The sequence below is a fragment of the Pseudomonas sp. VE 267-6A genome, assembly GCF_024126555.1.
Lineage (GTDB): Bacteria > Pseudomonadota > Gammaproteobacteria > Pseudomonadales > Pseudomonadaceae > Aquipseudomonas > Aquipseudomonas palmensis.
Map to the genome: position 1 here is coordinate 79,621 of NZ_JAMYBY010000023.1, position 23,429 is coordinate 103,049.

The 23,429-nt window shown below is 64.7% G+C and carries 18 protein-coding genes; 6 read left to right on the forward strand and 12 right to left on the reverse strand.

What is annotated here, in order from left to right:
* Nucleotides 1–86 precede the first annotated feature (86 nt).
* The 5 genes from NJH59_RS22890 to NJH59_RS22910 all read right to left on the reverse strand — a co-directional run bounded on the left by NJH59_RS22890 (nt 87) and on the right by NJH59_RS22910 (nt 5,567).
* Nucleotides 87–1,616, reverse strand: a complete 1,530-nt coding sequence (locus NJH59_RS22890) for a DHA2 family efflux MFS transporter permease subunit (protein ID WP_043863063.1) — start codon at nt 1,614–1,616, stop codon at nt 87–89.
* Nucleotides 1,613–2,815 (reverse strand): HlyD family efflux transporter periplasmic adaptor subunit, encoded by a 1,203-nt coding sequence (locus NJH59_RS22895; RefSeq protein WP_043863064.1) that lies wholly within the window; start codon nt 2,813–2,815, stop codon nt 1,613–1,615. The genes NJH59_RS22890 and NJH59_RS22895 overlap by 4 nt, the downstream gene beginning before the upstream one ends.
* Nucleotides 2,816–2,833: 18 nt before the next feature.
* Nucleotides 2,834–4,300: an efflux transporter outer membrane subunit gene (locus NJH59_RS22900; protein WP_213607268.1), complete on the reverse strand. Its 1,467-nt coding sequence runs from the start codon at nt 4,298–4,300 to the stop codon at nt 2,834–2,836.
* On the reverse strand, nt 4,297–4,770 hold the full coding sequence (locus NJH59_RS22905; protein ID WP_043863066.1) for a MarR family transcriptional regulator: 474 nt from the start codon (nt 4,768–4,770) through the stop codon (nt 4,297–4,299). The genes NJH59_RS22900 and NJH59_RS22905 overlap by 4 nt, the downstream gene beginning before the upstream one ends.
* 191 nt (nt 4,771–4,961) lie before the next feature.
* On the reverse strand, nt 4,962–5,567 hold the full coding sequence (locus tag NJH59_RS22910) for a tRNA isopentenyl-2-thiomethyl-A-37 hydroxylase MiaE (RefSeq protein ID WP_043863067.1): 606 nt from the start codon (nt 5,565–5,567) through the stop codon (nt 4,962–4,964).
* A 159-nt stretch (nt 5,568–5,726) separates the two neighbouring features.
* Here NJH59_RS22910 and NJH59_RS22915 point away from each other — a divergent pair, with 159 nt between their 5' ends.
* The gene (locus NJH59_RS22915; protein ID WP_043863068.1) at nt 5,727–6,593 is read left to right on the forward strand and encodes a universal stress protein; all 867 of its coding nucleotides are present in this window, start codon (nt 5,727–5,729) and stop codon (nt 6,591–6,593) included.
* An 84-nt stretch (nt 6,594–6,677) separates the two neighbouring features.
* On the opposite strand, the gene NJH59_RS22920 is transcribed toward NJH59_RS22915, so the two are convergent.
* The gene (locus NJH59_RS22920; RefSeq protein ID WP_043863069.1) at nt 6,678–7,145 is read right to left on the reverse strand and encodes a DUF1289 domain-containing protein; all 468 of its coding nucleotides are present in this window, start codon (nt 7,143–7,145) and stop codon (nt 6,678–6,680) included.
* A gap of 406 nt (nt 7,146–7,551) precedes the next feature.
* Here NJH59_RS22920 and acnB point away from each other — a divergent pair, with 406 nt between their 5' ends.
* Nucleotides 7,552–10,161, forward strand: a complete 2,610-nt coding sequence (gene acnB / locus NJH59_RS22925) for a bifunctional aconitate hydratase 2/2-methylisocitrate dehydratase (RefSeq protein WP_054915695.1) — start codon at nt 7,552–7,554, stop codon at nt 10,159–10,161.
* A 71-nt stretch (nt 10,162–10,232) separates the two neighbouring features.
* Here acnB and prpD read toward each other — a convergent pair whose 3' ends face one another.
* The 6 genes from prpD to NJH59_RS22955 all read right to left on the reverse strand — a co-directional run bounded on the left by prpD (nt 10,233) and on the right by NJH59_RS22955 (nt 18,665).
* Nucleotides 10,233–11,717, reverse strand: a complete 1,485-nt coding sequence (gene prpD, locus NJH59_RS22930; RefSeq protein WP_043863071.1) for a 2-methylcitrate dehydratase — start codon at nt 11,715–11,717, stop codon at nt 10,233–10,235.
* A 51-nt stretch (nt 11,718–11,768) separates the two neighbouring features.
* Entirely contained in the window at nt 11,769–12,959 is a 1,191-nt protein-coding gene (gene prpF, locus NJH59_RS22935; protein WP_054915693.1) for a 2-methylaconitate cis-trans isomerase PrpF, read from the reverse strand.
* A gap of 134 nt (nt 12,960–13,093) precedes the next feature.
* Nucleotides 13,094–15,682, reverse strand: coding sequence for a Fe/S-dependent 2-methylisocitrate dehydratase AcnD (acnD, locus tag NJH59_RS22940; RefSeq protein ID WP_253087352.1), 2,589 nt, complete (start codon nt 15,680–15,682; stop codon nt 13,094–13,096).
* Nucleotides 15,683–15,875: 193 nt separating this feature from the next.
* Nucleotides 15,876–17,003, reverse strand: a complete 1,128-nt coding sequence (gene prpC, locus NJH59_RS22945; protein ID WP_043863074.1) for a 2-methylcitrate synthase — start codon at nt 17,001–17,003, stop codon at nt 15,876–15,878.
* A gap of 58 nt (nt 17,004–17,061) precedes the next feature.
* The gene (prpB, locus tag NJH59_RS22950; RefSeq protein ID WP_043863075.1) at nt 17,062–17,952 is read right to left on the reverse strand and encodes a methylisocitrate lyase; all 891 of its coding nucleotides are present in this window, start codon (nt 17,950–17,952) and stop codon (nt 17,062–17,064) included.
* Entirely contained in the window at nt 17,949–18,665 is a 717-nt protein-coding gene (locus NJH59_RS22955) for a GntR family transcriptional regulator (protein ID WP_043863076.1), read from the reverse strand. Before NJH59_RS22955 ends, prpB begins: the two co-directional genes overlap by 4 nt.
* 210 nt (nt 18,666–18,875) lie before the next feature.
* Here NJH59_RS22955 and NJH59_RS22960 point away from each other — a divergent pair, with 210 nt between their 5' ends.
* The 4 genes from NJH59_RS22960 to pabB all read left to right on the forward strand — a co-directional run bounded on the left by NJH59_RS22960 (nt 18,876) and on the right by pabB (nt 23,383).
* Nucleotides 18,876–19,412, forward strand: coding sequence for an ATP-dependent zinc protease (locus NJH59_RS22960; RefSeq protein WP_043863077.1), 537 nt, complete (start codon nt 18,876–18,878; stop codon nt 19,410–19,412).
* Between the two features lie 5 nt (nt 19,413–19,417).
* On the forward strand, nt 19,418–20,950 hold the full coding sequence (locus NJH59_RS22965) for an inactive transglutaminase family protein (protein ID WP_043863078.1): 1,533 nt from the start codon (nt 19,418–19,420) through the stop codon (nt 20,948–20,950).
* Nucleotides 20,950–21,930, forward strand: coding sequence for an alpha-L-glutamate ligase-like protein (locus tag NJH59_RS22970; RefSeq protein ID WP_043863079.1), 981 nt, complete (start codon nt 20,950–20,952; stop codon nt 21,928–21,930). The genes NJH59_RS22965 and NJH59_RS22970 overlap by 1 nt, the downstream gene beginning before the upstream one ends.
* Nucleotides 21,931–22,039: 109 nt before the next feature.
* Nucleotides 22,040–23,383 carry an aminodeoxychorismate synthase component I gene (gene pabB / locus NJH59_RS22975; protein ID WP_058541878.1) on the forward strand — a complete coding sequence of 448 codons (1,344 nt, stop codon included), beginning with the start codon at nt 22,040–22,042 and terminating at the stop codon, nt 23,381–23,383.
* Nucleotides 23,384–23,429: the final 46 nt, after the last annotated feature.

Genomic DNA, 23,429 nt, shown 5'->3' on the forward strand with positions numbered 1-23,429 from the left:
GGTAGATCATTGCTCTGATGATCATTGATGTACCTGTGGGAGCGGGCTTGACCCGCGATGTCAGCGCAGCGCGCTGACGCTGTGCCTCAGTGCCCCGCCGATGCCGGCCCGGCCTTGGCCGCGAACGGCGGCTTGGCCAGCCACACCAGCAGCACCAGCCCGACGAACACCCAGCCCATCAACGTGAAGTAATCCACCGTCGACATCATGTACGCCTGGCTGTTGAGCATCTGCTCCAGCTGCGCATACGACTGCCCGTTCGCCCCGCCCAGGTGGCCGAGCATGTCACGGGTGGCCGGCTCATAGGTACTGATGCTTTCGCTCAGGTACGCATGGTGCTGGTCGGCCCGGCGAATCCAGATCCAGGTGGTCAGCGACGCGGCAAAGCTGCCGCCAAGGGTCCGCAGGAAGGTCGCCAGCCCCGAGCCGTCGGCGATCTGCTGCGGCGGCAGGTCCGAAAGCAGGATGCTCAAGGTGGGCATGAAGAACAGCGCCACGCCGATACCCATGAACAGCTGCACCAGGGCGATGTGCTGGAAGTCCACTTCGTTGGTGAACCCTGCCCGCATGAAGCAGCTGGCACCGATTGCCACGAACGCCAGCCCCGCCAGCACGCGCAGGTCGAACTTGTGCGCGTACTTGCCCACGAACGGCGACATCAGCACCGGCAGCAGGCCGATCGGCGCCACCGCCAGCCCCGCCCAGGTGGCGGTGTAGCCCATCTGGGTCTGCAGCCATTGCGGCAGGATCAGGTTGATGCCGAAGAACCCCGCATACCCGCCCACCAGCACAATGGTGCCGATGCGAAAGTTGCGGTGGGCGAACAGGCGCAGGTTCACCACCGGGTGCTTGTCGGTCAGTTCCCAGATGATGAACACCGCCAGGAACACCACCGAAATCAGGCTGCCGATGACGATGAAACTGGACTCGAACCAGTCCAGGTCATTGCCCTTGTCGAGCACGATCTGCAATGCCCCCACCCCGACGATCAGGCTCAACAGCCCGATGTAGTCCATCGGCTGGCGGCTGGTGCTCACCGGCCGGGTACGCATCTGCTGACGCACCACGGCGGCAGCGAACAGGCCGATCGGCACGTTGATGAAGAAGATCCACGGCCAGCTGTAGCTGTCGGTGATCCAGCCACCGAGTATCGGCCCGGCAATCGGCGCCACCACCGTGACCATCGCCAGCAGCGCCAGGGCCATACCCCGCTTAGCCGGGGGGTACACCGCAATCAGCAGGGTCTGGGTCATGGGGTACAACGGCCCGGCCACCACGCCCTGCAACACGCGAAAGCCGACCAGCTCGGGCATCGATTGCGAGATACCGCACAGGAACGACGCCAGCACGAACAGCAGCGTGGCCCAGATGAACAGCTTCACCTCGCCGAAGCGCCGGCTCAGCCAGCCGGTCAGCGGCAAGGCTATCGCGTTGCTCACCGCGAACGAGGTGATGACCCAGGTGCCCTGCTCCGAACTCACCCCCAGGTTGCCGGAGATGGTAGGCAGGGCGACGTTGGCGATGGTGGTGTCGAGCACCTGCATGAACGTCGCCAGCGACAGGCCGATGGTGGTCAGCAGCAGGCTTGGCGGGGTGAACGAAGCCTGCCCGCTCATCGCTGCGCAGTCTTGCCGCTGGCGGCGCTGTTGTCATGGATCAGGCGCGCGATCAGGGTATCGGCCTCCACCAGCTGGCGGTCGTACACCTGGGTGGCGAACGAGGCCTTCTGCGGCGGCTGTTGCGCCAGCACCGGGCCGCTCTGGTCGTGCAGGTCGACGTCGACCTGGGTCGACAGGCCGATCCGCAGCGGGTGTTCGGCCAGTTGCTCGGGGTTGATGTGGATCCGCACTGGCACGCGCTGGACGATCTTGATCCAGTTGCCGGTGGCGTTCTGCGCCGGCAGCAGGGCGAAGGCGCTGCCGGTACCGGCGCCCAGGCTGTCGATGGTGCCGCTGTACTTCACGTCGCTGCCGTACAGGTCGGCAACGATGTCCACCGGCTGACCGATACGCATGTTGCGCAGCTGGGTTTCCTTGAAGTTGGCGTCGATCCACAGCTGATCCAGCGGAATCACCGCCATGGTCGCGGTGCCCGGCTGCAGGCGCTGGCCCAGTTGCACCGTGCGCTTGGCCACATAGCCGGTGACCGGCGCCACCAGGGTGGTGCGGGCATTGTCCAGGTAGGCCTGGCGCAGGTCGGCGGCGGCAGCCTGCACTTCGGGGTGCGAGGAGACCACGGTGTCGTCGACCAGCGCGGTGGTGGTGTTGAGCTGCTGCTGGGCATTGCTCAGCGCGCTTTGTGCCGATGCCAGGTCGTCACGGGCGTGGGACAGCTCCTCCTGCGAGATCGCCCCGCCGGCGGCCAGGGTCTTGCGTCGGTTGTAGTTTTCCTGGGCCTTCTGCAGCTCGGCCTTGCGCGCCGCCACCTGGGCCTTCTGCCCGTCGACGTTGCTGTAAAGCCCACGCACCTGGCGCACGGCGCGGGCCAGCTTGGCCTCGGCGCTCTGCAGGCCGACCTCGGTGTCGCTCGGGTCGAACTGGATCAGCACCTGGCCGGCGTGCACCAGGTCGCCATCGTCGGCGCCGATGCTGGTGACGGTGCCGGTGACCAGCGGGGTGATTTCCACCACGTTGCCGTTCACATAGGCGTCGTCGGTGTTTTCGCTCCAGCGCCCGTAGAGCTCGTGCCAGGCCCACACACCGGCGCCAAGCACGAGTACGAGCACCAGCAGCCCGAGCAGCAGCGTCTTGCGCTTGCGCTGATTGTTGAGGTCCTGCTCGGTAGGGGCAGTGTCCGGGGAGGATGCAGTGGCCATGAGAAATACCTTGGCGTTTTATTGATTGCGGGAAGTCGAGGGCAATGCGGCGGCCTGGGTGTCGGCCTGGTAGCCGCCCCCCAGCGCCTGCATCAACTGGATCGACAGGTCGATCTGTTCGGCGTTCAGTTCGGCCAGCTGACGCTGCGACTGCAGCAGCTGCTGTTCGATGCTCAGCACATCCAGGTAGTTGCCGATGCCGGAGCCATAGCGCTGCATCACGGTGTCGTAGGACTGCTGGGCGATGTCGGTGGCACGTTGCTTGGCTGCAATCTGCTGGCCCAGTGCATGCAACTGGTCGATGCTGTCGCTGACCTCGCCCAGTGCACGCACCAGGCTCTTGTTGTATTGCGCCACGGCCAGGTCGTAGTCGGCATCACGGGCATCGAGGTCGGCGCGCAGGCGCCCGCCGTCGAAAATCGGCAGCGACACGGTCGGGGCGATGTTGAAGAAGCGGCTCGGCGCGCCGAAGATCGCATCGCCCAGCAGTGCCTGGGTGCCGGCGGCGGCGCTCAGGTTGAGGTTGGGGTAGAAGCGTGTCTTGCTCGCATCGATCGACTTGCTCGCCGCCTCGACCCGCCAGCGCGCGGCCACCAGGTCCGGACGCCGGCCCAGCAACTCGGCCGGCAGCACCGAGGGCAGCGCCACCGCAGCAGGCTTGAGCACATTGGGGCGGGCGATCTGCTGGCCACGGTCGGGGCCCTTGCCCAGCAGCACCGCCAGCGCGATCTGCGCGCTGCGCAGCTGCTTCTGGGCATTGATGGCCTGCTCCTGGGAGCTGGCCTCCAGGCTTTCGGTCTGCTGCAGCTGGTACTGGCTGTCGATACCCGAGGCCAACCGGCGCTGGCTGAGTTCGAGCATCTGGCGGGTACGCTTGAGGTCTTCCTGGGTCAGGTCGTTGACGATGTGCGCCTGGCCCAGCTGGCTGTAGGCACGGGCAACGTCGGCGGCCAGGGTCAGTTGTGCGGCCTGGCGGTCCACCTCGGCGGCACGGGCCTGGCCCAGGGCGGCTTCCCAGGCATCGCGTTGCCCACCCCAGAGATCGAAGGTGTAGTTGAAGGTCGCGCTCAGGCTGCGCAGGGTGGAGTAGCTGCCGCCCTGCCCCGTCGGGTCCTGGTCACGGGCCAGGCGCGAGCGGCTGACCCCAGCGCTGGCATCCAGCGTGGGCATGCGCTCGGCGTCGGCAGCGTAGGCTGCGGCGCTGGCCTGATGGGCACGGGCGCTGGCAACCTGCATGTCGGGGCTGTCGCGCAAGGCCTCGCCGATCAGGCTGTTCAGTTGCGGGTCGCCAAGGCGGGTCCACCAGTCGCCCTTGGGCCAGGCCGCAGGCGACAGGGCAACACCGCCGAGGGTCTTGCCTGCCTGCAGGTCGGCGGCGCCGAGGCGCCGGCCCTGGGTATCGAGGCCACTGTAGTTGGCGCAACCGGCCAGGCTCAGGGCAAACACCAGCAGGCTTGCACCGGCACGCAGGGCTCGTGGTTTCATTGGGCCTCCACGCGCAGAGCGGTGACGGCATCGCCGGCCGCCAGCAGCACCTTGGTCAGAATTTTTTCCAGGGTCTTGAGCTCGTCCGGGGCCAGCACGCCAACCAGCTCGTTCATCGCCGAGGCACCGATCTGGGGCAACTGGCCGGCCAGCACATCGCCATCGGCGGTGAGCTCCAGGCGTACCTGGCGCCGGTCCTGCGGGCAGCGGCTGCGGGCGATCAGGCCCTTCTGCTCCAGACGATCGAGCATGCGCGTCATCGACCCGCTGTCCAGGCTGAGGAAACGGCACAGTTCGGCGGGGGTATCGACCCCGTACTGGGACACGATGATCAGCACCTTGAACTGCGCGGCGGTGACGCCGAAGTCCTGCAGGTGGCTGTCCAGAATGCGGTCCTTCACCAGTGCGGCGCGCCCCAGGAGCATGCCGATGGTGCAGGACTGGAAGTTTTCGGGGGTGAAGTGCTGCATGAAGGGAGATACCTGCTTAGGCAGTGGATGCCGCAGATATTACTGCTCAGGCAGCGAATGGCCAAGCATTAATTAGCTTGCTTTCTATTTGGTCGACAAAAGGAGGTATTGCGGCGCCCGTATCGCGGGTCGAGCCCGCTGCCACAGGATGGGGTCATCAGCCTGTGGGCGCGGGCTTGGCCCGCGATGCTTCAGGCCGGCACGCCGCTATGGAAGCGAAACTCCACGTCCGGCGTGGTGATCAGTTCGGCTTCCACCTCGCGCACCCGCTCCACGGTGCGCTCCACATCCGCCGCCTCGCCATACTGATACGCCAGCTTCAGGTACCCCTGGTAATGGCGCGCCTCGCTCTTGAGCAGCCCGTGGTAGAACTTGCCCAGTTCCTCGTCCAGGTGCGGCACCACCGCAGCAAAGCGCTCGCAGCTGCGCGCCTCGATGAACGCGCCGACCACCAGCGTGTCCACCAGCTTCACCGGCTCGTGCGCGCGCACCACCTTTCGCAGCCCCGAGGCATAGCGCCCTGCCGACAATGGGCGCAAGGCCACCTTGCGCTTCTTCATCAGGCGCAGCACCTGCTCGTGATGCACCAGCTCCTCGCGGGCCAGGCGCGACATCATGTTGATCAGGTCGACATGCGTGTTGTACTTGGCAATCAGGCTCAGCGCCGTGCTGGCGGCCTTGAACTCGCAGTTCTTGTGGTCGATCAGCATCGTCTCCTGGTCGGCCAGGGCGGCATCGACCCAGGCATCCGGGGTGCGGCAGGCGAGGAAGGCTTCGATTTCGGGAATAAGGGACATAGGCTCACAAACGGGCATGGGGTGTCGACAAGACCGGCGATTATACCGGCGGCAGTGGCGATCACCAGTGACTATGCTTGATGCATATCAACATCCACCGCATCCGGGGCGCCGACTATAGTCAGGCATCGCATGCCATTGTCGAAGGAGTTCTCCCTCATGCTTTTAGAAGTTCGCAGCATCCTGGTGGTGCTCGACCCCGACCACGCCCACAGCAAGGCCCTGACCCGCGCCAAGCTGATCGCCGGCGTCACCAAGGCACGCCTGCACCTGCTGATGTGCGACAAGAAGCAGGACCACAGTGCCCTGCTCAGCCTGCTCGCCAGCCAGTTGCACGACGATGGCTACGACAATGTCACCTATGAGCAGGCCTGGCACGACACCCTGCACGAGTCGATCATCGACGTGCAGAAAGCCGAAGGCTGTGAGCTGGTAATCAAGGAACACCGGCCGGAAAACGCGCTGAAGAAGTTCCTGCTGACGCCTTCGGACTGGAAACTGCTGCGCCAGTGCCCGTGCGCGGTGCTGATGGTCAAGACCGAGCGCCCCTGGACCGGTGGCGTGATTCTGGCGGCGGTGGACGTGGGCAACGACGATCAGGAGCATCGCAAGCTGCACGCCAGCATCATCGACCACGGCTATGCCATTGCCAGCGTGGCCAAGGGCAACCTGCACGTGATCAGCGCCCACCCCTCGCCCATGCTCTCGGCGGCGGACCCGGTGTACCAGCTCAAGGACACCATCGAGAAGAAGTACCGCGACGAATGCGCTGCGTTCCAGGCCGAATTCGATATCGCCGACGATCGCCTGCATGTGGCCGAAGGCCCGGCGGACGTGCTGATTCCGCACACGGCTAAAAAGTACGAAGCCGTGGTGACGGTGATGGGTACGGTGGGGCGTAGCGGGATCACCGGTGCGCTGATCGGCAACACCGCCGAGGTGGTGCTCGATTCGCTGGAATGCGATGTGCTGGTGCTCAAGACCGAGGACCAGGTGAAGCACCTGGACGAGCTGGCCAGAGGCTGAAGACCCCATCGCGGGTCAAGCCCGCGCCCACAGGGTAAGCGGTGATCCAGTGGGCGCGGGCGTGACCTGCGATGGGAACACCGCTTAACCCAGCGCATCCTTGAGAAAGCCCGGCGCGATGTAGCGTTGATAGTGCGCCTCGGACAACAGAAAGAATTCCCGATCGATGGCATCGCGCAGCTCGGGCAGCTCCCAGTCGCGAAACTCCGGCAGCAGCACCATCCCGTACGCTTCCAGCTCGCGGATCACCCGCGCGCCCCGCGCAATCAGCTGATAAGCCCAGCAATACTCGGACTGATGCGGCACGAATCGAATCTTGCGCAGCTCCAGCTGGCCGCGCAGCTTGTCGGCGTCGAACACCTCCAGCTTGGCCGCCATCACCTGCACCAGCAGGTGTTCCAGGCGCAGCCACACCGCACGCTTTTCATCGTCGTTGTAGCCGTTCCAGTGGATCACCTCATGGTGAAAACGCTTGCACCCGCGACACACCAGGTCCCCGTAAACCGTGGAACACAGGCCGACACAAGGCGTTTTTATTGACTGATTGGACATGAAAGATTCAACGGCATGGCGATGGAACAGACGGCCATGTTAGCCCTTTGTCTAACGGGGGTCACGCCGTAAAGTCGTTGCAATCGCCTTACCTTTGGCGCGTTTTTACCGTAGAATCACCCGGCCTTTTTAAGGCAGCAATGTCCGTTAGAAGCTGTTTTCAAAGCGTCACGAGCACAGTTGATCCGGTAGAACGGCGTTGGCTCGGGGTATTCGAACATCGAATGCACCGCGCCAGCCCTCATCAGCCTCCGTTCTACAGGCGTAAAACTTTGAAAGCAGCTTCTGTAAGGATGTCCTGCAACCCTGGCTACGCGGCTCAAAAAGCCGTATTGCGCATGGGTGCCGGCCATTCTGGATGAGCGTCCCGGACACCCATTTGGGACCACTGATGAGGGTAATAACTGTGCTTGAAGCCTACCGCAAACACATCGAAGAGCGTGCCGCCCAGGGTATCGTGCCCCAGCCGCTTAACGCCGAACAAACCGCAGGCCTGGTCGAGCTGCTGAAGAATCCCCCCGCTGGCGAAGAAGCCGTCCTCGTCGACCTGATCACCAACCGCGTACCACCAGGAGTGGACGAAGCCGCCTACGTCAAGGCCGGTTTCCTGTCGGCGGTCGCCAAGGGCGAAGCCACCTCCCCGCTGATCAGCAAGCAGCGCGCCGTTGAACTGCTGGGCACCATGCAGGGCGGCTACAACATCGCCACCCTGGTCGAGCTGCTGGACGACGCCGAACTGGCCGCCGTTGCCGCCGAACAGCTCAAGCACACCCTGCTGATGTTCGACGCCTTCCACGACGTGGCCGAAAAAGCCAAGAACGGCAACGTTCACGCCAAGGCGGTACTGCAGTCCTGGGCTGACGGCGAGTGGTTCAAGAAGCGTCCGACCCTGGCCGACAAGATCAGCCTGCGCGTCTTCAAGGTCACCGGCGAAACCAACACCGACGACCTGTCCCCTGCCCCGGACGCCTGGTCGCGCCCTGACATCCCGCTGCACGCCCTGGCCATGCTGAAAATGGCCCGCGACGGCATCGTGCCGGACGTGCAAGGCGCCATCGGCCCGATGAAGCAGATCGAGCAGATGCGCAACGAAGGCTTCCCGATCGCCTACGTCGGTGACGTGGTCGGTACCGGTTCCTCGCGTAAATCGGCGACCAACTCGGTGCTGTGGTTCTTCGGCGACGACATCCCTTACGTGCCGAACAAGCGCGCTGGCGGTTTCTGCTTCGGCTCCAAGATCGCCCCGATCTTCTACAACACCATGGAAGACGCCGGCGCCCTGCCGATCGAATTCGACGTGTCGAACATCCACATGGGCGACGTGATCGACCTGTACCCGCACGCCGGCAAGGTGTGCAAGCACGGTACCGACGAAGTCATCACCACCTTCGAGATGAAAACCCCCGTGCTGCTGGACGAAGTCCGCGCCGGTGGTCGTATCCCGCTGATCGTCGGCCGTGGCCTGACCGAGAAGGCGCGCGCCGAGCTGGGCCTGGGCCCGACCGACCTGTTCAAGCTGCCTGAAGCACCTGTCGACACCGGCAAGGGCTACACCCTGGCCCAGAAGATGGTCGGCAAGGCCTGCGGCCTGCCAGTGGGCAAGGGCGTTCGTCCTGGCACCTACTGCGAACCGAAGATGACCACCGTCGGCTCCCAGGACACCACCGGTCCGATGACCCGTGACGAACTGAAAGACCTGGCGTGCCTGGGCTTCTCGGCCGACCTGGTCATGCAGTCGTTCTGCCACACCGCGGCCTATCCGAAGCCGATCGACGTGACCACCCACCACACCCTGCCGGATTTCATCCGCACCCGTGGCGGCGTGTCCCTGCGTCCAGGCGACGGCATCATCCACAGCTGGCTGAACCGCATGCTGCTGCCGGACACCGTCGGTACCGGTGGTGACTCGCACACCCGCTTCCCGATCGGCATCTCGTTCCCGGCCGGTTCCGGCCTGGTCGCCTTCGCCGCTGCCACTGGCGTGATGCCACTGGACATGCCGGAGTCGGTACTGGTGCGCTTCAAGGGCAAGCTGAACCCAGGCATCACCCTGCGTGACCTGGTTCACGCCATCCCTTACTACGGCATCCAGAAAGGCCTGCTGACCGTCGAGAAGAAGGGCAAGATCAACGCCTTCTCCGGCCGCATCCTGGAAATCGAAGGCCTGGACGACCTGACCGTGGAACAGGCATTCGAACTGTCCGACGCCTCGGCCGAACGTTCGGCTGCCGGTTGCACCATCAAGCTGCCTGAAAAAGCCATTGCCGAGTACCTGAAGTCGAACATCACCCTGCTGCGCTGGATGATCAGCGAAGGCTACGGCGATGCGCGCACCATGGAGCGCCGTGCACAGGCGATGGAAGCCTGGCTGGCCAAGCCCGAGCTGCTGTCGGCCGACGCCGATGCCGAGTACGCCGAAGTCATCGAGATCGACCTGGCCGATATCAAGGAGCCGGTTCTCTGCGCTCCTAACGACCCGGACGACGCTCGCCTGCTGTCCAGCGTCCAGGGCCAGAAGATCGACGAAGTGTTCATCGGTTCGTGCATGACCAACATCGGTCACTTCCGCGCTGCCGGCAAGCTGCTGGACAAGGTCAAGGGTCAGTTGCCAACCCGTCTGTGGCTGTCGCCGCCGACCAAGATGGACGCTCACCAGCTGACCGAGGAAGGCTACTACGGCATCTACGGCAAGGCTGGCGCGCGCATGGAAATGCCGGGCTGCTCGCTGTGCATGGGTAACCAGGCACGTGTAGAGCCGAACTCGACCGTTGTGTCGACGTCGACCCGTAACTTCCCGAACCGTCTGGGCGATGGTGCCAACGTGTTCCTGGCCTCCGCCGAACTGGCTGCCGTTGCCTCGATCCTGGGCAAGCTGCCAACCGTCGAGGAGTACATGGAGTACGCGGCGAATATCGACAGCATGGCTGCAGACATCTACCGCTACCTGAGCTTCGACCAGATCGCCGAGTTCCGTGAAGCCGCTGCGAACGCCAATATCCCGGTCGTTCAAGCGTAAGCTGACTTAGCGTGAAAAGAAGCCCCGCCAATTGGCGGGGCTTTTTGTTGCCTTCTGAAAAGCTTCGCCCCTCAGATCACGAACAGATCCATGAACCGATGCACCGCCGTCGCCTCAAGCCTCGCCTGATCCTTGCACAGCGCAAGAATTTCGGCCGAACGCTGCGCAGTAAACCGCGTCGCCAGGTTGGCCTTGAACTTGTCCTCCAGCAGCGGGATGCCCTGGGCGCGTCGGCGCCGGTGCCCGATGGGATACTCCACCACCACCTGCTCGGTGCTCGAGCCGTCGGTGAAGAACACCTGCACCGCGTTGGCGATCGAGCGCTTGTCGGCCTCCAGGTACTCGCGACTGAAACGCGGGTCTTCGACGATCACCATCTTCTCGCGCAAGCGGTCGATGGTCGGGTGCGCCGCATGGAAATCATCTTCGTAATGCTCGGCCACCAGGTTGCCGAAGATCAGCGGCACCGCCGTCATGTACTGCAGGCAGTGGTCCCGGTCCGCTGCGTTGGCCAGCGTGCCGACCTTGGAAATGATGCGAATCGCCGACTCATGGGTGGTGATCACGATGCGCTCGATTTCATGCAGGCGATTGCGCACCTGTGGATGCAGGGTCACCGCCGCCTCGCAGGCGGTCTGCGCATGGAACTCGGCCGGGAAGCTGATCTTGAACAGTATGTTCTCCATCACGTAGCTGCCGAACGGCTGCGACAGGCTGAACTCGCGCCTGCCCTCGGGCTTGAGCGCCAGGTCCTTGTTGGTATGGCTGAACAGCACGTCATAGAAGCCCCACTGCGGCGCGGTGAGCACGCCGGGGATGCCCATCTCGCCGCGCAGGGCGATGTCCGCCAGGCGCACCCCGCGACTCGACGCATCACCGGCCGCCCACGACTTGCGCGAGCCGGCATTGGGGGCATGGCGGTAGGTGCGCAGCGCCTGGCCATCGACAAAGGCCTGGGACAGGGCCGCCAGCAACTGCTCGCGATTGGCGCCCATGAGCCGGGCGCACACCGCCGTGGATGCGACCTTGACCAGCAGCACGTGGTCCAGGCCCACCCGGTTGAAAGCGTTTTCCAGCGCGAGCACGCCCTGGATCTCGTGGGCCATGATCATGGCCTCGAGCACCGTGTGCAGGGTCAGCGGCGCGTCGCCGTTGGCCACGCGCTTTTGCGAGAGGTGGTCGGCCACCGCGAGGATGCCGCCGAGGTTGTCGGAGGGATGACCCCATTCTGCGGCCAGCCAGGTATCGTTGTAGTCCAGCCAGCGCACGATGCAGCCGATGTCCCAGGCCGCCTTGACCGGGTCGAGGCGGTACGCGGTGCCGGGCACCCGCGCGCCATGGGGCACCACGGTACCCTCCACCAGCGGCCCCAGGTGCTTGGTGCACTCGGGAAAGCGCAGCGCCAGCAGGCCGCAACCCAGGGTGTCCATCAGACAGTTGCGCGCCGTGTCCAGCGCCTCCCCCGGCTCGGCCCTGAAGTGCAGGACATAGTCGGCAATGTCCTGCAGGACCCGGTCGTAGTCGGGGCGGTCGTTCAGGTCAACATTGGCACTCATTGTCGTCTCTCTGTTCACATGGGGTGAAAGGAGAGCCGAGCACCGCTGCCTCTAGAAGGTATCGCCAGGTACGCGTACCCAACCCTCCATCAGCACGCGAGCGCTGCGGCTCATGATTGCTTTGGTAACGGTCCAGTCGCCATTCACCTGGCGCGCCTCGGCGCCCACGCGCAAGGTGCCCGAGGGGTGACCGAAGCGCACGGCGCTGCGCTCGCCGCCACCGGCAGCAAGGTTGACCAGGGTGCCGGGGATGGCCGCCGCGGTGCCGATGGCCACCGCTGCCGTACCCATCATGGCGTGGTGCAGCTTGCCCATCGACAACGCACGCACCAGCAGGTCGATATCGCTCGCTGCCACGGTCTTGCCGCTGGAGGACTGGTAGTCGGCCGGCGCTGCCACGAACGCCACCTTGGGCGTGTGCTGGCGCTGCGCGGCCTGCTCGACGTGCTCGATCAGGCCCATGTGCACGGCGCCGTGGGCACGGATGGTTTCGAAACGCGCCAGGGCCTCGGGGTCGCCGTTGATTGCGTCCTGCAGCTCGGTGCCGGTGTAGCCCAGGGCCTGGGCGTCGATGAAGATGGTCGGGATGCCGGCGTTGATCAGGGTTGCCTTGAAGGTGCCGACACCGGGCACCACCAGGTCGTCGACCAGGTTGCCGGTGGGGAACATCGAGCCGCCCGCGCCGTCTTCGTCGGCGGCCGGGTCGAGGAATTCGAGCTGCACCTCGGCGGCCGGAAAGGTCACGCCGTCGAGTTCGAAGTCGCCGGTTTCCTGCACTTCGCCTTCGGTGATCGGTACGTGGGCGATGATGGTCTTGCCGATGTTGGCCTGCCAGATGCGCACCACAGCCACACCATTGCGCGGGATGCGACTGGCGTCGACCAGGCCGGCGCTGATGGCGAACGAGCCGACTGCCGCCGAGAGGTTGCCGCAGTTGCCGCTCCAGTCGACGAAGGCCTTGTCGATGGCGACCTGGCCGAACAGGTAGTCGACGTCGTGCCCGGGCTTGATGCTACGCGACAGGATGACCGTCTTGCTGGTGCTGGAGGTGGCCCCGCCCATGCCGTCGATCTGCTTGCCGTAGGGGTCGGGGCTGCCGATAACCCGCAGCAGCAGCGCATCGCGCGCGGCGCCGGGGAGCTGGGCGGCTTCGGGCAGGTCTTCGAGGTTGAAGAACACGCCTTTGCTGGTGCCGCCACGGATGTAGGTGGCGGGGATTCTGATCTGGGGTACGTGTGGCATGGAAACATGTGTCCTCTGGAATACAACACAATCCTGTGTAGGAGCCGGCCTTGCCGGCGAAGGGGCTGGTACATCAATGCACCCTGCGTCGCTCCCTTCGCCGGCAAAGCCGGCTCCTACAGGTCAGGTGTACGTCAAGCCACCGACGACTCGAGGAAGTCCTGGGCAAAGCGCTGCAGTACACCGCCCGCCTCGTAGATCGACACCTCTTCCGCCGTGTCCAGACGGCAGGTCACCGGCACCTCCAGGCGCTCGCCGTCACGCCGCGTGATCACCAGGGTCAAGGTGGCCCGCGGTGTCCGCTGCCCCACCACGTCATAGGTCTCGCTGCCATCGATACCCAGGGTCTTGCGGTCGGTGCCCGGCTTGAACTCCAGAGGCAACACGCCCATGCCCACCAGGTTGGTACGGTGGATACGCTCGAAGCCCTCGGCCACGATGGCCTCGACACCGGCCAGGCGCACGCCCTTGGCCGCCCAGTCGCGTGACGAGCCCTGGCCATAGTCGGCACCGGCCACGATGATCAGCGGCTGCTTGCGCTGCATGTAGGTCTCGATGGCCTCCCACATGCGCGTCACCTTGCCCTCCGGCTCGATACGCGCCAGCGAACCCTGCTTGACCTTGCCGTTCTCCTGCACCATCTCGTTGAACAGCTTGGGGTTGGCGAAGGTCGCGCGCTGCGCGGTCAGGTGGTCGCCACGGTGGGTGGCGTAGGAGTTGAAGTCCTCTTCGGGCAGGCCCATCTTCGCCAGGTACTCGCCTGCGGCGCTGTCGAGCATGATCGCGTTGGACGGCGACAGGTGGTCGGTGGTGATGTTGTCCGGCAGCACCGCCAGCGGGCGCATGCCCTTGAGCGAGCGCTCGCCTGCCAGCGCGCCTTCCCAGTACGGCGGGCGACGGATGTAGGTGCTCATGGCGCGCCAGTCGTACAGCGGGTCGACCTTGGGTCCGGTGTCTTCGTGCACGGCGAACATCGGGATGTACACCTGGCGGAACTGCTCCGGCTTGACCGCAGCCTTGACCACTGCATCGATCTCTTCGTCGCTGGGCCAGATGTCCTTGAGGCGGATTTCCTTGCCGTCCACCACGGCCAGCACGTCCTTCTCGATATCGAAACGGATGGTACCGGCAATGGCGTAGGCCACCACCAGCGGCGGCGAGGCCAGGAAGGCCTGCTTGGCATACGGATGGATACGCCCGTCGAAGTTGCGGTTGCCCGACAGCACGGCGGTGGCGTACAGGTCGCGGTCGATGATTTCCTGCTGGATCACCGGGTCCAGAGCGCCGGACATGCCGTTGCAGGTGGTGCAGGCAAACGCCACGATGCCAAAGCCCAGCTGCTCCAGCTCATCCTCCAGGCCCGCCTCTTTGAGGTACAGGGCCACGGTCTTGGAGCCTGGCGCCAGCGACGACTTGACCCACGGCTTGCGCGTCAGCCCCAGCCTGTTGGCATTGCGCGCCAGCAGCCCGGCAGCGATCACGTTGCGCGGGTTGCTGGTGTTGGTGCAGCTGGTGATGGCAGCGATGATCACCGCGCCGTCAGGCATCTGCCCCGGCACCTCTTCCCATTGCCCGGCAATGCCCCTGGCAGCCAGCTCGCTGGTGGCCACCCGCGCATGCGGGTTGGACGGGCCGGCCATGTTGCGTACCACGCTCGACAGGTCGAACTGCAGGCCACGCTCGTATTCGGCATTGACCAGGCTGTCGGACCACAGGCCGGCGACCTTGGCGTAGGTTTCCACCAGCTTGACCTGGGCGTCTTCACGACCGGTGAGCTTGAGGTAATCGATGGTCTGCTGGTCGATGGAGAACATCGCCGCCGTCGCGCCGTATTCAGGGGCCATGTTGGAGATGGTCGCGCGATCGCCCAGGGTCAACGTACGGGCGCCCTCGCCGTAGAACTCGAGGTAGGCGCCTACCACCTTGGCCTTGCGCAGGAACTCGGTGAGCGCCAGCACCACGTCGGTGGCGGTGATGCCTGGCTGCGGCTTGCCGGTGAGCTGCACGCCGACGATTTCCGGCAGGCGCATCCAGGACGCACGACCCAGCATCACGTTCTCGGCCTCCAGGCCGCCGACGCCGATGGCGATCACGCCCAGGGCATCCACGTGGGGGGTGTGGCTGTCGGTACCGACGCAGGTATCGGGATAGGCCACGCCCTGCTCGGCGTGGATCACCGGCGACATCTTCTCCAGGTTGATCTGGTGCATGATGCCGTTGCCGGGCTGGATCACATCGACGTTCTTGAACGCCTTCTTGGTCCAGTTGATGAAGTGGAAGCGGTCTTCGTTGCGACGGTCTTCGATGGCGCGGTTCTTCTCGAACGCCTGCGGGTCGAAGCCGCCGCACTCCACGGCCAGCGAGTGGTCGACGATCAGTTGCACCGGCACCACCGGGTTGACCTGGGCCGGGTCGCCGCCCTTGTCGGCGATGGCGTCACGCAGGCCGGCAAGGTCAACCAGTGCGGTCTGGCCAAGGATGTCATGGCACACCACGCGGGCCGGGTACCAGGGGAAGTCGAGGTCGCGCTTGCGCTCGATCAGTTGGCTGAGCGAGGCATCGAGGGTTGCCGGGTCGCAGCGGCGCACCAGGTTTTCGGCCAGTACGCGGGAGGTATAGGGCAGCTTGTCGTAGGCGCCGGGGCTGATGGCGTCGATGGCGGCGCGGGCGTCGAAGTAGTCGAGCGTGGTGCCCGGCAGGTGCTTGCGAAATTCAGTATTCATGGACGCGGGACTCAATCACGGATAAGTCGGCGGTGCGCAGCAACGATGGGAAACCTGTAGGAGCCGGCCTTGCCGGCGAACGGTAGAACTGACACCGCGGTGCTTCCTTCGCCGGCAAGGCCGGCTCCTACAACAGCAACGCCGGCCTCTCCAAAGGCAAGGCCAGCGCCTTCATCGGTACTGCACGCCAGTCTCAGCGTTGTTCGATTGGCACGAACTTGCGCTGTTCGACGCCGGTGTATTCGGCGCTCGGGCGGATGATGCGGTTGTTGGCACGCTGTTCGAACACATGCGCCGCCCAGCCGGTCAGGCGCGAGCAGACGAAGATCGGGGTGAACAGCTTGGTCGGGATACCCATGAAGTGGTAGGCCGAGGCATGGTAGAAGTCGGCATTGGGGAACAGTTTCTTCTGCTCCCACATGGTCTTGTCGATGGCTTCGGACACCGGGTACAGCACGGTGTCGCCCACCTCGTCGGCGAGCTTCTTCGCCCAGCCCTTGATCACTTCGTTGCGCGGGTCGGACTCCTTGTAGATGGCATGCCCGAAGCCCATGATCTTGTCCTTGCGCTCGAGCATGCCGAGGGTGCCGGCAACGGCTTCCTGCGGGGTCTTGAAGCGCTCGATCATTTCCATCGCGGCCTCGTTGGCACCACCGTGCAGCGGCCCGCGCAGCGAGCCGATGGCCGCCGTCACGCACGAGTACAGGTCCGACAGGGTCGAGGCACACACCCGGGCAGTGAAGGTCGAGGCGTTGAATTCGTGCTCGGCGTACAGGATCAGCGAAACGTTCATCACCTTGACATGCAGCTCGCTCGGCTTCTTGCCGTGCAGCAGGTGCAGGAAGTGCCCGCCCAGGGTGTCTTCGTCGCTGGTGCAGTCGATGCGCACGCCATGGTGGCTGAAGCGGTACCAGTAGCACATGGCCGCCGGGAACAGCGCCAGCAGGCGGTCGGTCTTCTCGTGCTGCAGGCCGAAGTTGAGCTCCGGCTCCAGGGTGCCGAGCACCGAGGAGGCGGTACGCATCACGTCCATCGGGTGGGCGGTGACCGGAATGCGCTCGAGCACTTCCTTGAGCGCCTGGGGCAGGTCGCGCAGCGCCTTGAGCTGGTGCTGGTACTCGCTCAGCTCGGCCTGGGTCGGCAGCTCGCCGTACAGCAGCAGGTAGGCGACCTCTTCGAACAGCGCGTGCTCGGCCAGGTCGCGAACGTCATAGCCACGGTAGGTCAGGCCGGCGCCGGCCTGGCCCACGGTCGACAGAGCGGTTTGCCCGGCCACCTGACCACGCAGGCCGGCACCACTGAGTACTTTTGCTTCGGCCATTGGTTTTCTCCACTTTTGAATTTGTTATGGGAATCGGCTAATTGCGGTGTGCTGCGGTTCAGCTCTTCTTCTGAGCGAACAGTGCGTCGAGCTTCTGCTCGAACACGTGGTAGTCGATGGCATCGTAAAGCTCCATGCGAGTCTGCATGGTGTCGATGACGTTTTTCTGCGTGCCGTCACGGCGCAGCGCGGTGTAGACGTTCTCGGCCGCCTTGTTCATGGCGCGGAACGCCGACAGCGGATACAGCGCCAGCGACACGTCGGCCGAGGCCAGCTCTTCGGTGGTGTACAGCGGCGTGGCGCCGAATTCGGTGATGTTGGCCAGGATCGGCGCCTTCACGCGGTTGGCGAAGGTCTTGTACATCGACAGCTCGGTGATGGCCTCGGGGAAGATCATGTCGGCACCGGCCTCGATGCACGCCGCAGCGCGATCCAGCGCGGCCTCCAGGCCTTCGACCGCCAGGGCGTCGGTACGCGCCATGATCACGAAGCTGTCGTCGGTACGCGCGTCCACGGCCGCCTTGATGCGGTCGACCATCTCCTGTTGCGAGACGATTTCCTTGTTCGGACGATGGCCGCAGCGCTTGGCGCCCACCTGGTCCTCGATATGAATGGCGGCGGCGCCGAACTTGATCATCGAGCGGACCGTGCGCGCCACGTTGAACGCCGACGAACCGAACCCGGTGTCCACGTCCACCAGCAGCGGCAGGTCGCACACGTCGGTGATGCGGCGCACGTCGGTCAGCACGTCATCCAGGCCGGTGATGCCCAGGTCGGGCAGGCCCAGCGAGCCTGCCGCCACACCGCCACCGGAGAGGTAGATGGCCTTGAACCCGGCGCGCTTGGCCAGCAGCGCATGGTTGGCATTGATGGCGCCGACGACCTGCAGCGGGTGCTCGGCGGCGACTGCATCGCGAAAACGCTGGCCGGGACTGCTTTTCTGACTCATGACTCACCTCGTGGGCTAGGGGCGGTGGCGTCTTTGTAATGACGCTCGATATTGCGCTTGGATGCGCCGATGTGGCGGCGCATCAGTAATTCGGCCAGCTCGCCGTCACGGTCGGCGATGGCATCGAGAATCCGGTGGTGTTCGGCGAACGCCTGGTGCGGGCGGTTGGGCGTGGCGGAGAACTGGATGCGGTACATGCGCACCAGCTGGTACAGCTCGCCGCACAGCATCTGCACCAGGGTGCGGTTGCCGCTGCCCTGGATGATGCGGTAGTGGAAGTCGAAGTCGCCCTCCTGCTGGTAGTAGCCCACCCCGGCCTGGAACGCGGCATCACGCTCATGGGTGTCGAGCACCCGGCGCAACTCGTCGATCTCGGCTACGCTCATGCGTTGGGCAGCCAGGCGGCAGGCCATGCCCTCGAGGGACTCGCGAATCTCGTACAGCTCGATCAGCTCGGCATGGCTCAGCGACACCACCCGCGCCCCTACGTGCGGCACCCGCACCAGCAGGCGCTGGCCTTCCAGGCGGTGGATGGCCTCGCGCAGCGGGCCGCGGCTGATGCCGTAGGTACGCGCCAGCTCCGGCTCGGAGATCTTGCTGCCGGGGGCGATCTCGCCCTTGACGATCGCGGCCTGGATGCGCCGGAAGACGTTTTCGGAAAGCGTCTCCGAATCTTCCTGAAGGGGGGCGGAGGCTTGGGCTGCATCCAGCATATTGTCGACACCTTGAAAATCTGTAGGGCCAAAACTAGCTAATTAAGCCACCCCAGTCAAAGACAAATTCAATATTGTCGACAATCGTCTAAGAACGAACTTCGTGTCTGTCGGTGTTGTCTGACTCCAGCCGCTGGCATCGACACACCAGCGTGGTAGAATGCCGCCGCCTCTGAGGGGGCAAACCCCCACAGCATCGCGTCAGGATTTATGAGACTCACACCCTTTCTACTGTTACTCAGCCTCTGTGGGCTGCCTGCCCTGAGCCAGGCGGCAGACAAGACTGTCTATGGCCTCAATGAATATGCCCGCCTTGTCGATATCGACCTCGAGGTTGCGGCCAAGCTCGACACCGGGGCCAAGACCGCCTCGCTGAGCGCGCGCGATATCAAGCGCTTCAAGCGCAACGGCGAATCGTGGGTGCGCTTCTATCTGGCAATTGACGCAGCCCATTCGCATCCGATAGAACGACCACTGGCTCGTGTCAGCAAGATCAAGCGACGCGCCGGTGACTACAACCCGGACGAAGGCAAGGCCTACACCTCCCGCCCGGTGATCGCGCTGAATATCTGCATGGGTACGGCCCTGCGCAGCATCGAAGTGAACCTGACCGACCGCAGTGCCTTCCAGTACCCGCTACTGATCGGCTCCGAGGCGCTCAAGCACTTCGACGCGCTGGTCGACCCAAGCCTTAAATACGCTGCCGGCAAACCTGCCTGCGCCACTGACGCTCATACCGCAGAGTAATTTCGATGCGCTCTCTTACCCTTCATCTGAAAGTCCTGATCACCCTCCTGGTGTTGCTGGGTGTGTCGATCACGGCGTACCAGATCTTCATGCTCGGCATCCCGGTGACCGAAGACGAAACCGACGACCTGTGGAACATCGATGCCAAGGTCGAGTTCGTCGCCAGCCCCAAGGACCCGATCAAGATCCAGATGTTCGTGCCGCCATTGAGCAACGACTACGTCAGCCTCAATGAGAGCTTCATCTCCAACAACTACGGCGTGAGCGTCAACCGTGTCGATGGCAACCGCAAGGTGACCTGGTCGGCGCGGCGCGCCAAGGGCAACCAGACCCTCTACTACCGCCTGGTACTGACCAAGCGCTACAGCAGCGAAAAGGTCAAGATCAAGGGCCCGACCTTCCGTGACAGCCAGCCGGTCGAAGGGCCGGAGAAGATCGCCGCCGAAGCGTTGATGGCACCTATCCGCCAGCACTCGGCCGACGTCGAGACCTTCGTCAGCGAGACCATCAAGCGGGTCAACAACCCCAACGACGACAACGTCAAGCTGCTGCTGGCCGGCGATGCTTCTTCGCTGAACAAGGCCAAGGTCATCGACCTGCTGCTGTCGATCGCCCACGTACCGGTGGAGAAGGTGCACACCATCCGCCTGCTGGCCGACCAGCCGCAGAGCCCGGAACTGTGGCTGCGCAGCTTCAACGGCAACGACTGGCTGTACTTCAACCCGGACACGGGCGAGCAGGGCCTGCCGGCCGACCGCCTGCTGTGGTGGACCGGCGATGATCCGCTGATCACCGTCGATGGCGGCAAGAAGGTCAACGTCAGCTTCAGCCTGAACAACAGCGAGATGAACGCCATCCGCCTGGCCAAGCTGACCGACGAGAACACCGACGCCGACTTCCTCGAATACTCGCTGTACGGCCTGCCGCTGCAGACCCAGCAGACCTTCATGATCATGGTGATGATCCCGATCGGCGTGCTGGTGATCCTGGTGCTGCGCAACCTGATCGGCCTGCAGACCCTGGGTACCTTCACCCCGGTGCTGATCGCCCTGGCCTTCCGTGAGACCCAGCTGGGCTTCGGTATCGCCCTGTTCACGGTGATCACCGCGCTGGGCCTGACCCTGCGCTCCTACCTCGAACACCTGAAGCTGCAGATGCTGCCGCGCCTGTCGGTGGTACTGACCTTCGTGGTGGTGCTGATCGCGGCCATCAGCTTGTTCAGCCACAAGCTGGGCCTGGAGCGCGGGCTGTCGGTGGCACTGTTCCCGATGGTGATTCTGACCATGACCATCGAACGCCTGTCGATCACCTGGGAGGAACGCGGCGGCGGCCATGCCATGAAAGTCGCCATCGGCACCCTGTTCGCCGCCTCGGTCGCGCACCTGCTGATGAGCGTGCCCGAACTGGTGTACTTCGTGTTCACCTTCCCGGCGGTGCTGCTGATTCTGGTGGGCTTCATGCTGGCGATGGGTCGCTACCGCGGCTACCGCCTGACGGAGCTGGTGCGCTTCAAGGCCTTCGTGAAGGCTGACGCCTGATGTTCGGCCTATGGAAAACCTGGAAGGCCCTGGAAGCCCGGGGCATCATGGGTATCAACCGGCGCAACGCGGACTACGTGCTCAAGTACAACAAGCGCAACCTGTACCCGATCGTCGACGACAAGATCATCACCAAGGAGCGGGCGATCAAGGCCGGCATCCACGTGCCGGAAATGTACGGGGTGATCTCCACCGAAAAGGACATCGACAAGCTCGACGAGATCATCGGCGGGCGCAGCGACTTCGTCATCAAGCCGGCGCAGGGCGCCGGTGGTGACGGCATCCTGGTGATCGCCGACCGCTTCGAGAACCGCTACCGCACGGTGTCCGGCAAGATCATCACCCACGAGGAAATCGAGCACCAGGTGTCGAGCATCCTCACCGGGCTGTATTCGCTGGGTGGCCATCGCGACCGCGCGCTGATCGAGTACCGGGTAACCCCGGACCAGATCTTCAAGAGCATCAGCTACGAAGGCGTGCCGGACATCCGCATCATCGTGCTCATGGGCTACCCGGTCATGGCCATGCTGCGCCTGCCCACGCGCCAGTCCGGCGGCAAGGCCAACCTGCACCAGGGCGCCATCGGCGTGGGTGTGGACCTGGCGACCGGCCTGACCCTGCGCGGTACATGGCTGAACAACATCATCAGCAAGCACCCCGACACCACCAATGCGGTGGACGGCGTGCAACTGCCCAACTGGGACGGCTTCATGAAGCTGGCCGCCGGCTGCTATGAACTGTGCGGCCTGGGCTACATCGGCGTGGACATGGTGCTGGACCAGGACAAGGGCCCGCTGATCCTGGAACTCAACGCCCGCCCCGGCCTGAACATCCAGATCGCCAACGATTGCGGCCTGACCCTGCGCACCCACGCCGTCGAGGCGCACCTTGAGGAACTGGCCAGCAATGGCATCAAGGAAAGCGTCGAAGAGCGCGTGCGCTTCGCCCAGGAACTGTTCGGCCACATCCCGGCGCAGTAATCTGCCACCGCCCTGGCGCAGCAGCGCACAGGGCGGTCGCCGATCCGCTAGGAGCATCGCCTGCACAGGGCTACAATGCTCGCCCCCGCCTCGACAGCTGTTCACCCGAATGCCGACCTGCACACTTCACCCCCTGCCCTACCAGGCCGACCCGGCCGCCTACTTTGCCCGTATCCGCCAGGCACCTGGCGCCGTGCTGCTCGACAGCGCGCGGCCTGGCGCCGTGCGTGGGCGCTTCGACCTGCTCAGCGCCTGGCCACTGTGCACGCTGACCCCGGACGCCGAAGAAGACGGCCAGCACTACCTGCAGCGCCTGCGCGAGCAACTGGCCGGGCTTGGGCGCGCGCACTTGCCGGCAGGTGTCGAGCTGCCGTTCGCCGGCGGCCTGATCGGCTACCTGAGCTACGACTTCGGCCGGCGCCTGGAGCGCCTGCCCGCCATTGCCTGCGACGACCTGGGGCTGGGTGACGCAAGCCTGGGGCTGTATGCCTGGGCACTGATCAGCGACCATCAGCTGCAGCGCAGCCAGCTGGTGTTTCATCCGGCGCTGCCCGCCACCGAACGCGAGCGCCTGGTGGCACTGTTCGAGCACGACGCCGCGACGGCAACCGGCGCATTCAGGCTTGCGGCGCCAATGCGCGGCGACCTCGCAGCCGAGGATTACCGTCAGGCGTTCGAGCGGGTACAGCAGTACATCCATGCCGGCGACTGCTACCAGATCAACCTTACCCAACGCTTTCGCGCACCCTGCCAGGGCGACCCGTGGACGGCCTACCAGGCGCTGCGGGCTGCCTGCCCTACGCCCTTCTCCGGCTATCAGGTACTGGCCGATGGCAGCGCGCTGCTGAGCTTCTCGCCCGAGCGCTTCATCAGGGTCAGCCAGGGCGAGGTCGAAACCCGCCCGATCAAGGGCACCCGTGCGCGCAGCGCCGACCCCGTGCAGGATGCCGCCAATGCTGCCGAGCTGCTGGCCAGCACCAAGGACCGCGCCGAGAACCTGATGATCGTGGACCTGCTGCGCAACGACCTGGGGCGCAGCTGCGCTACCGGCTCGGTGCAGGTGCCGGAGCTGTTCAGCCTGGAGAGCTACCCCAACGTGCACCACATGGTCAGCAGCGTGACCGGACGCCTGGCACCGGGCAAGGATGCGCTGGACCTGATAGCCGGCAGCTTCCCCGGCGGCTCGATCACCGGGGCGCCGAAGATTCGGGCGATGCAGATCATCGACGAACTGGAGCCGAGCCGGCGCGCACTGTATTGCGGCTCGCTGCTGTATGTGGACGTGCGCGGGGAGATGGACAGCTCGATCGCCATCCGCAGCCTGCTGGTGAAGGACGGCCAGGTGTGCTGCTGGGGGGGCGGGGCGGTGGTGGCGGACTCGCAGTGGGAGGCGGAGTACGAGGAGTCGATCACCAAGGTCAGGGTGTTGCTCCAGACCCTGCAGGGCCTCTAGAACGCTTCGCCGGCAAGGCCGGCTCCTGCACGCTGTAGGAGCCGGC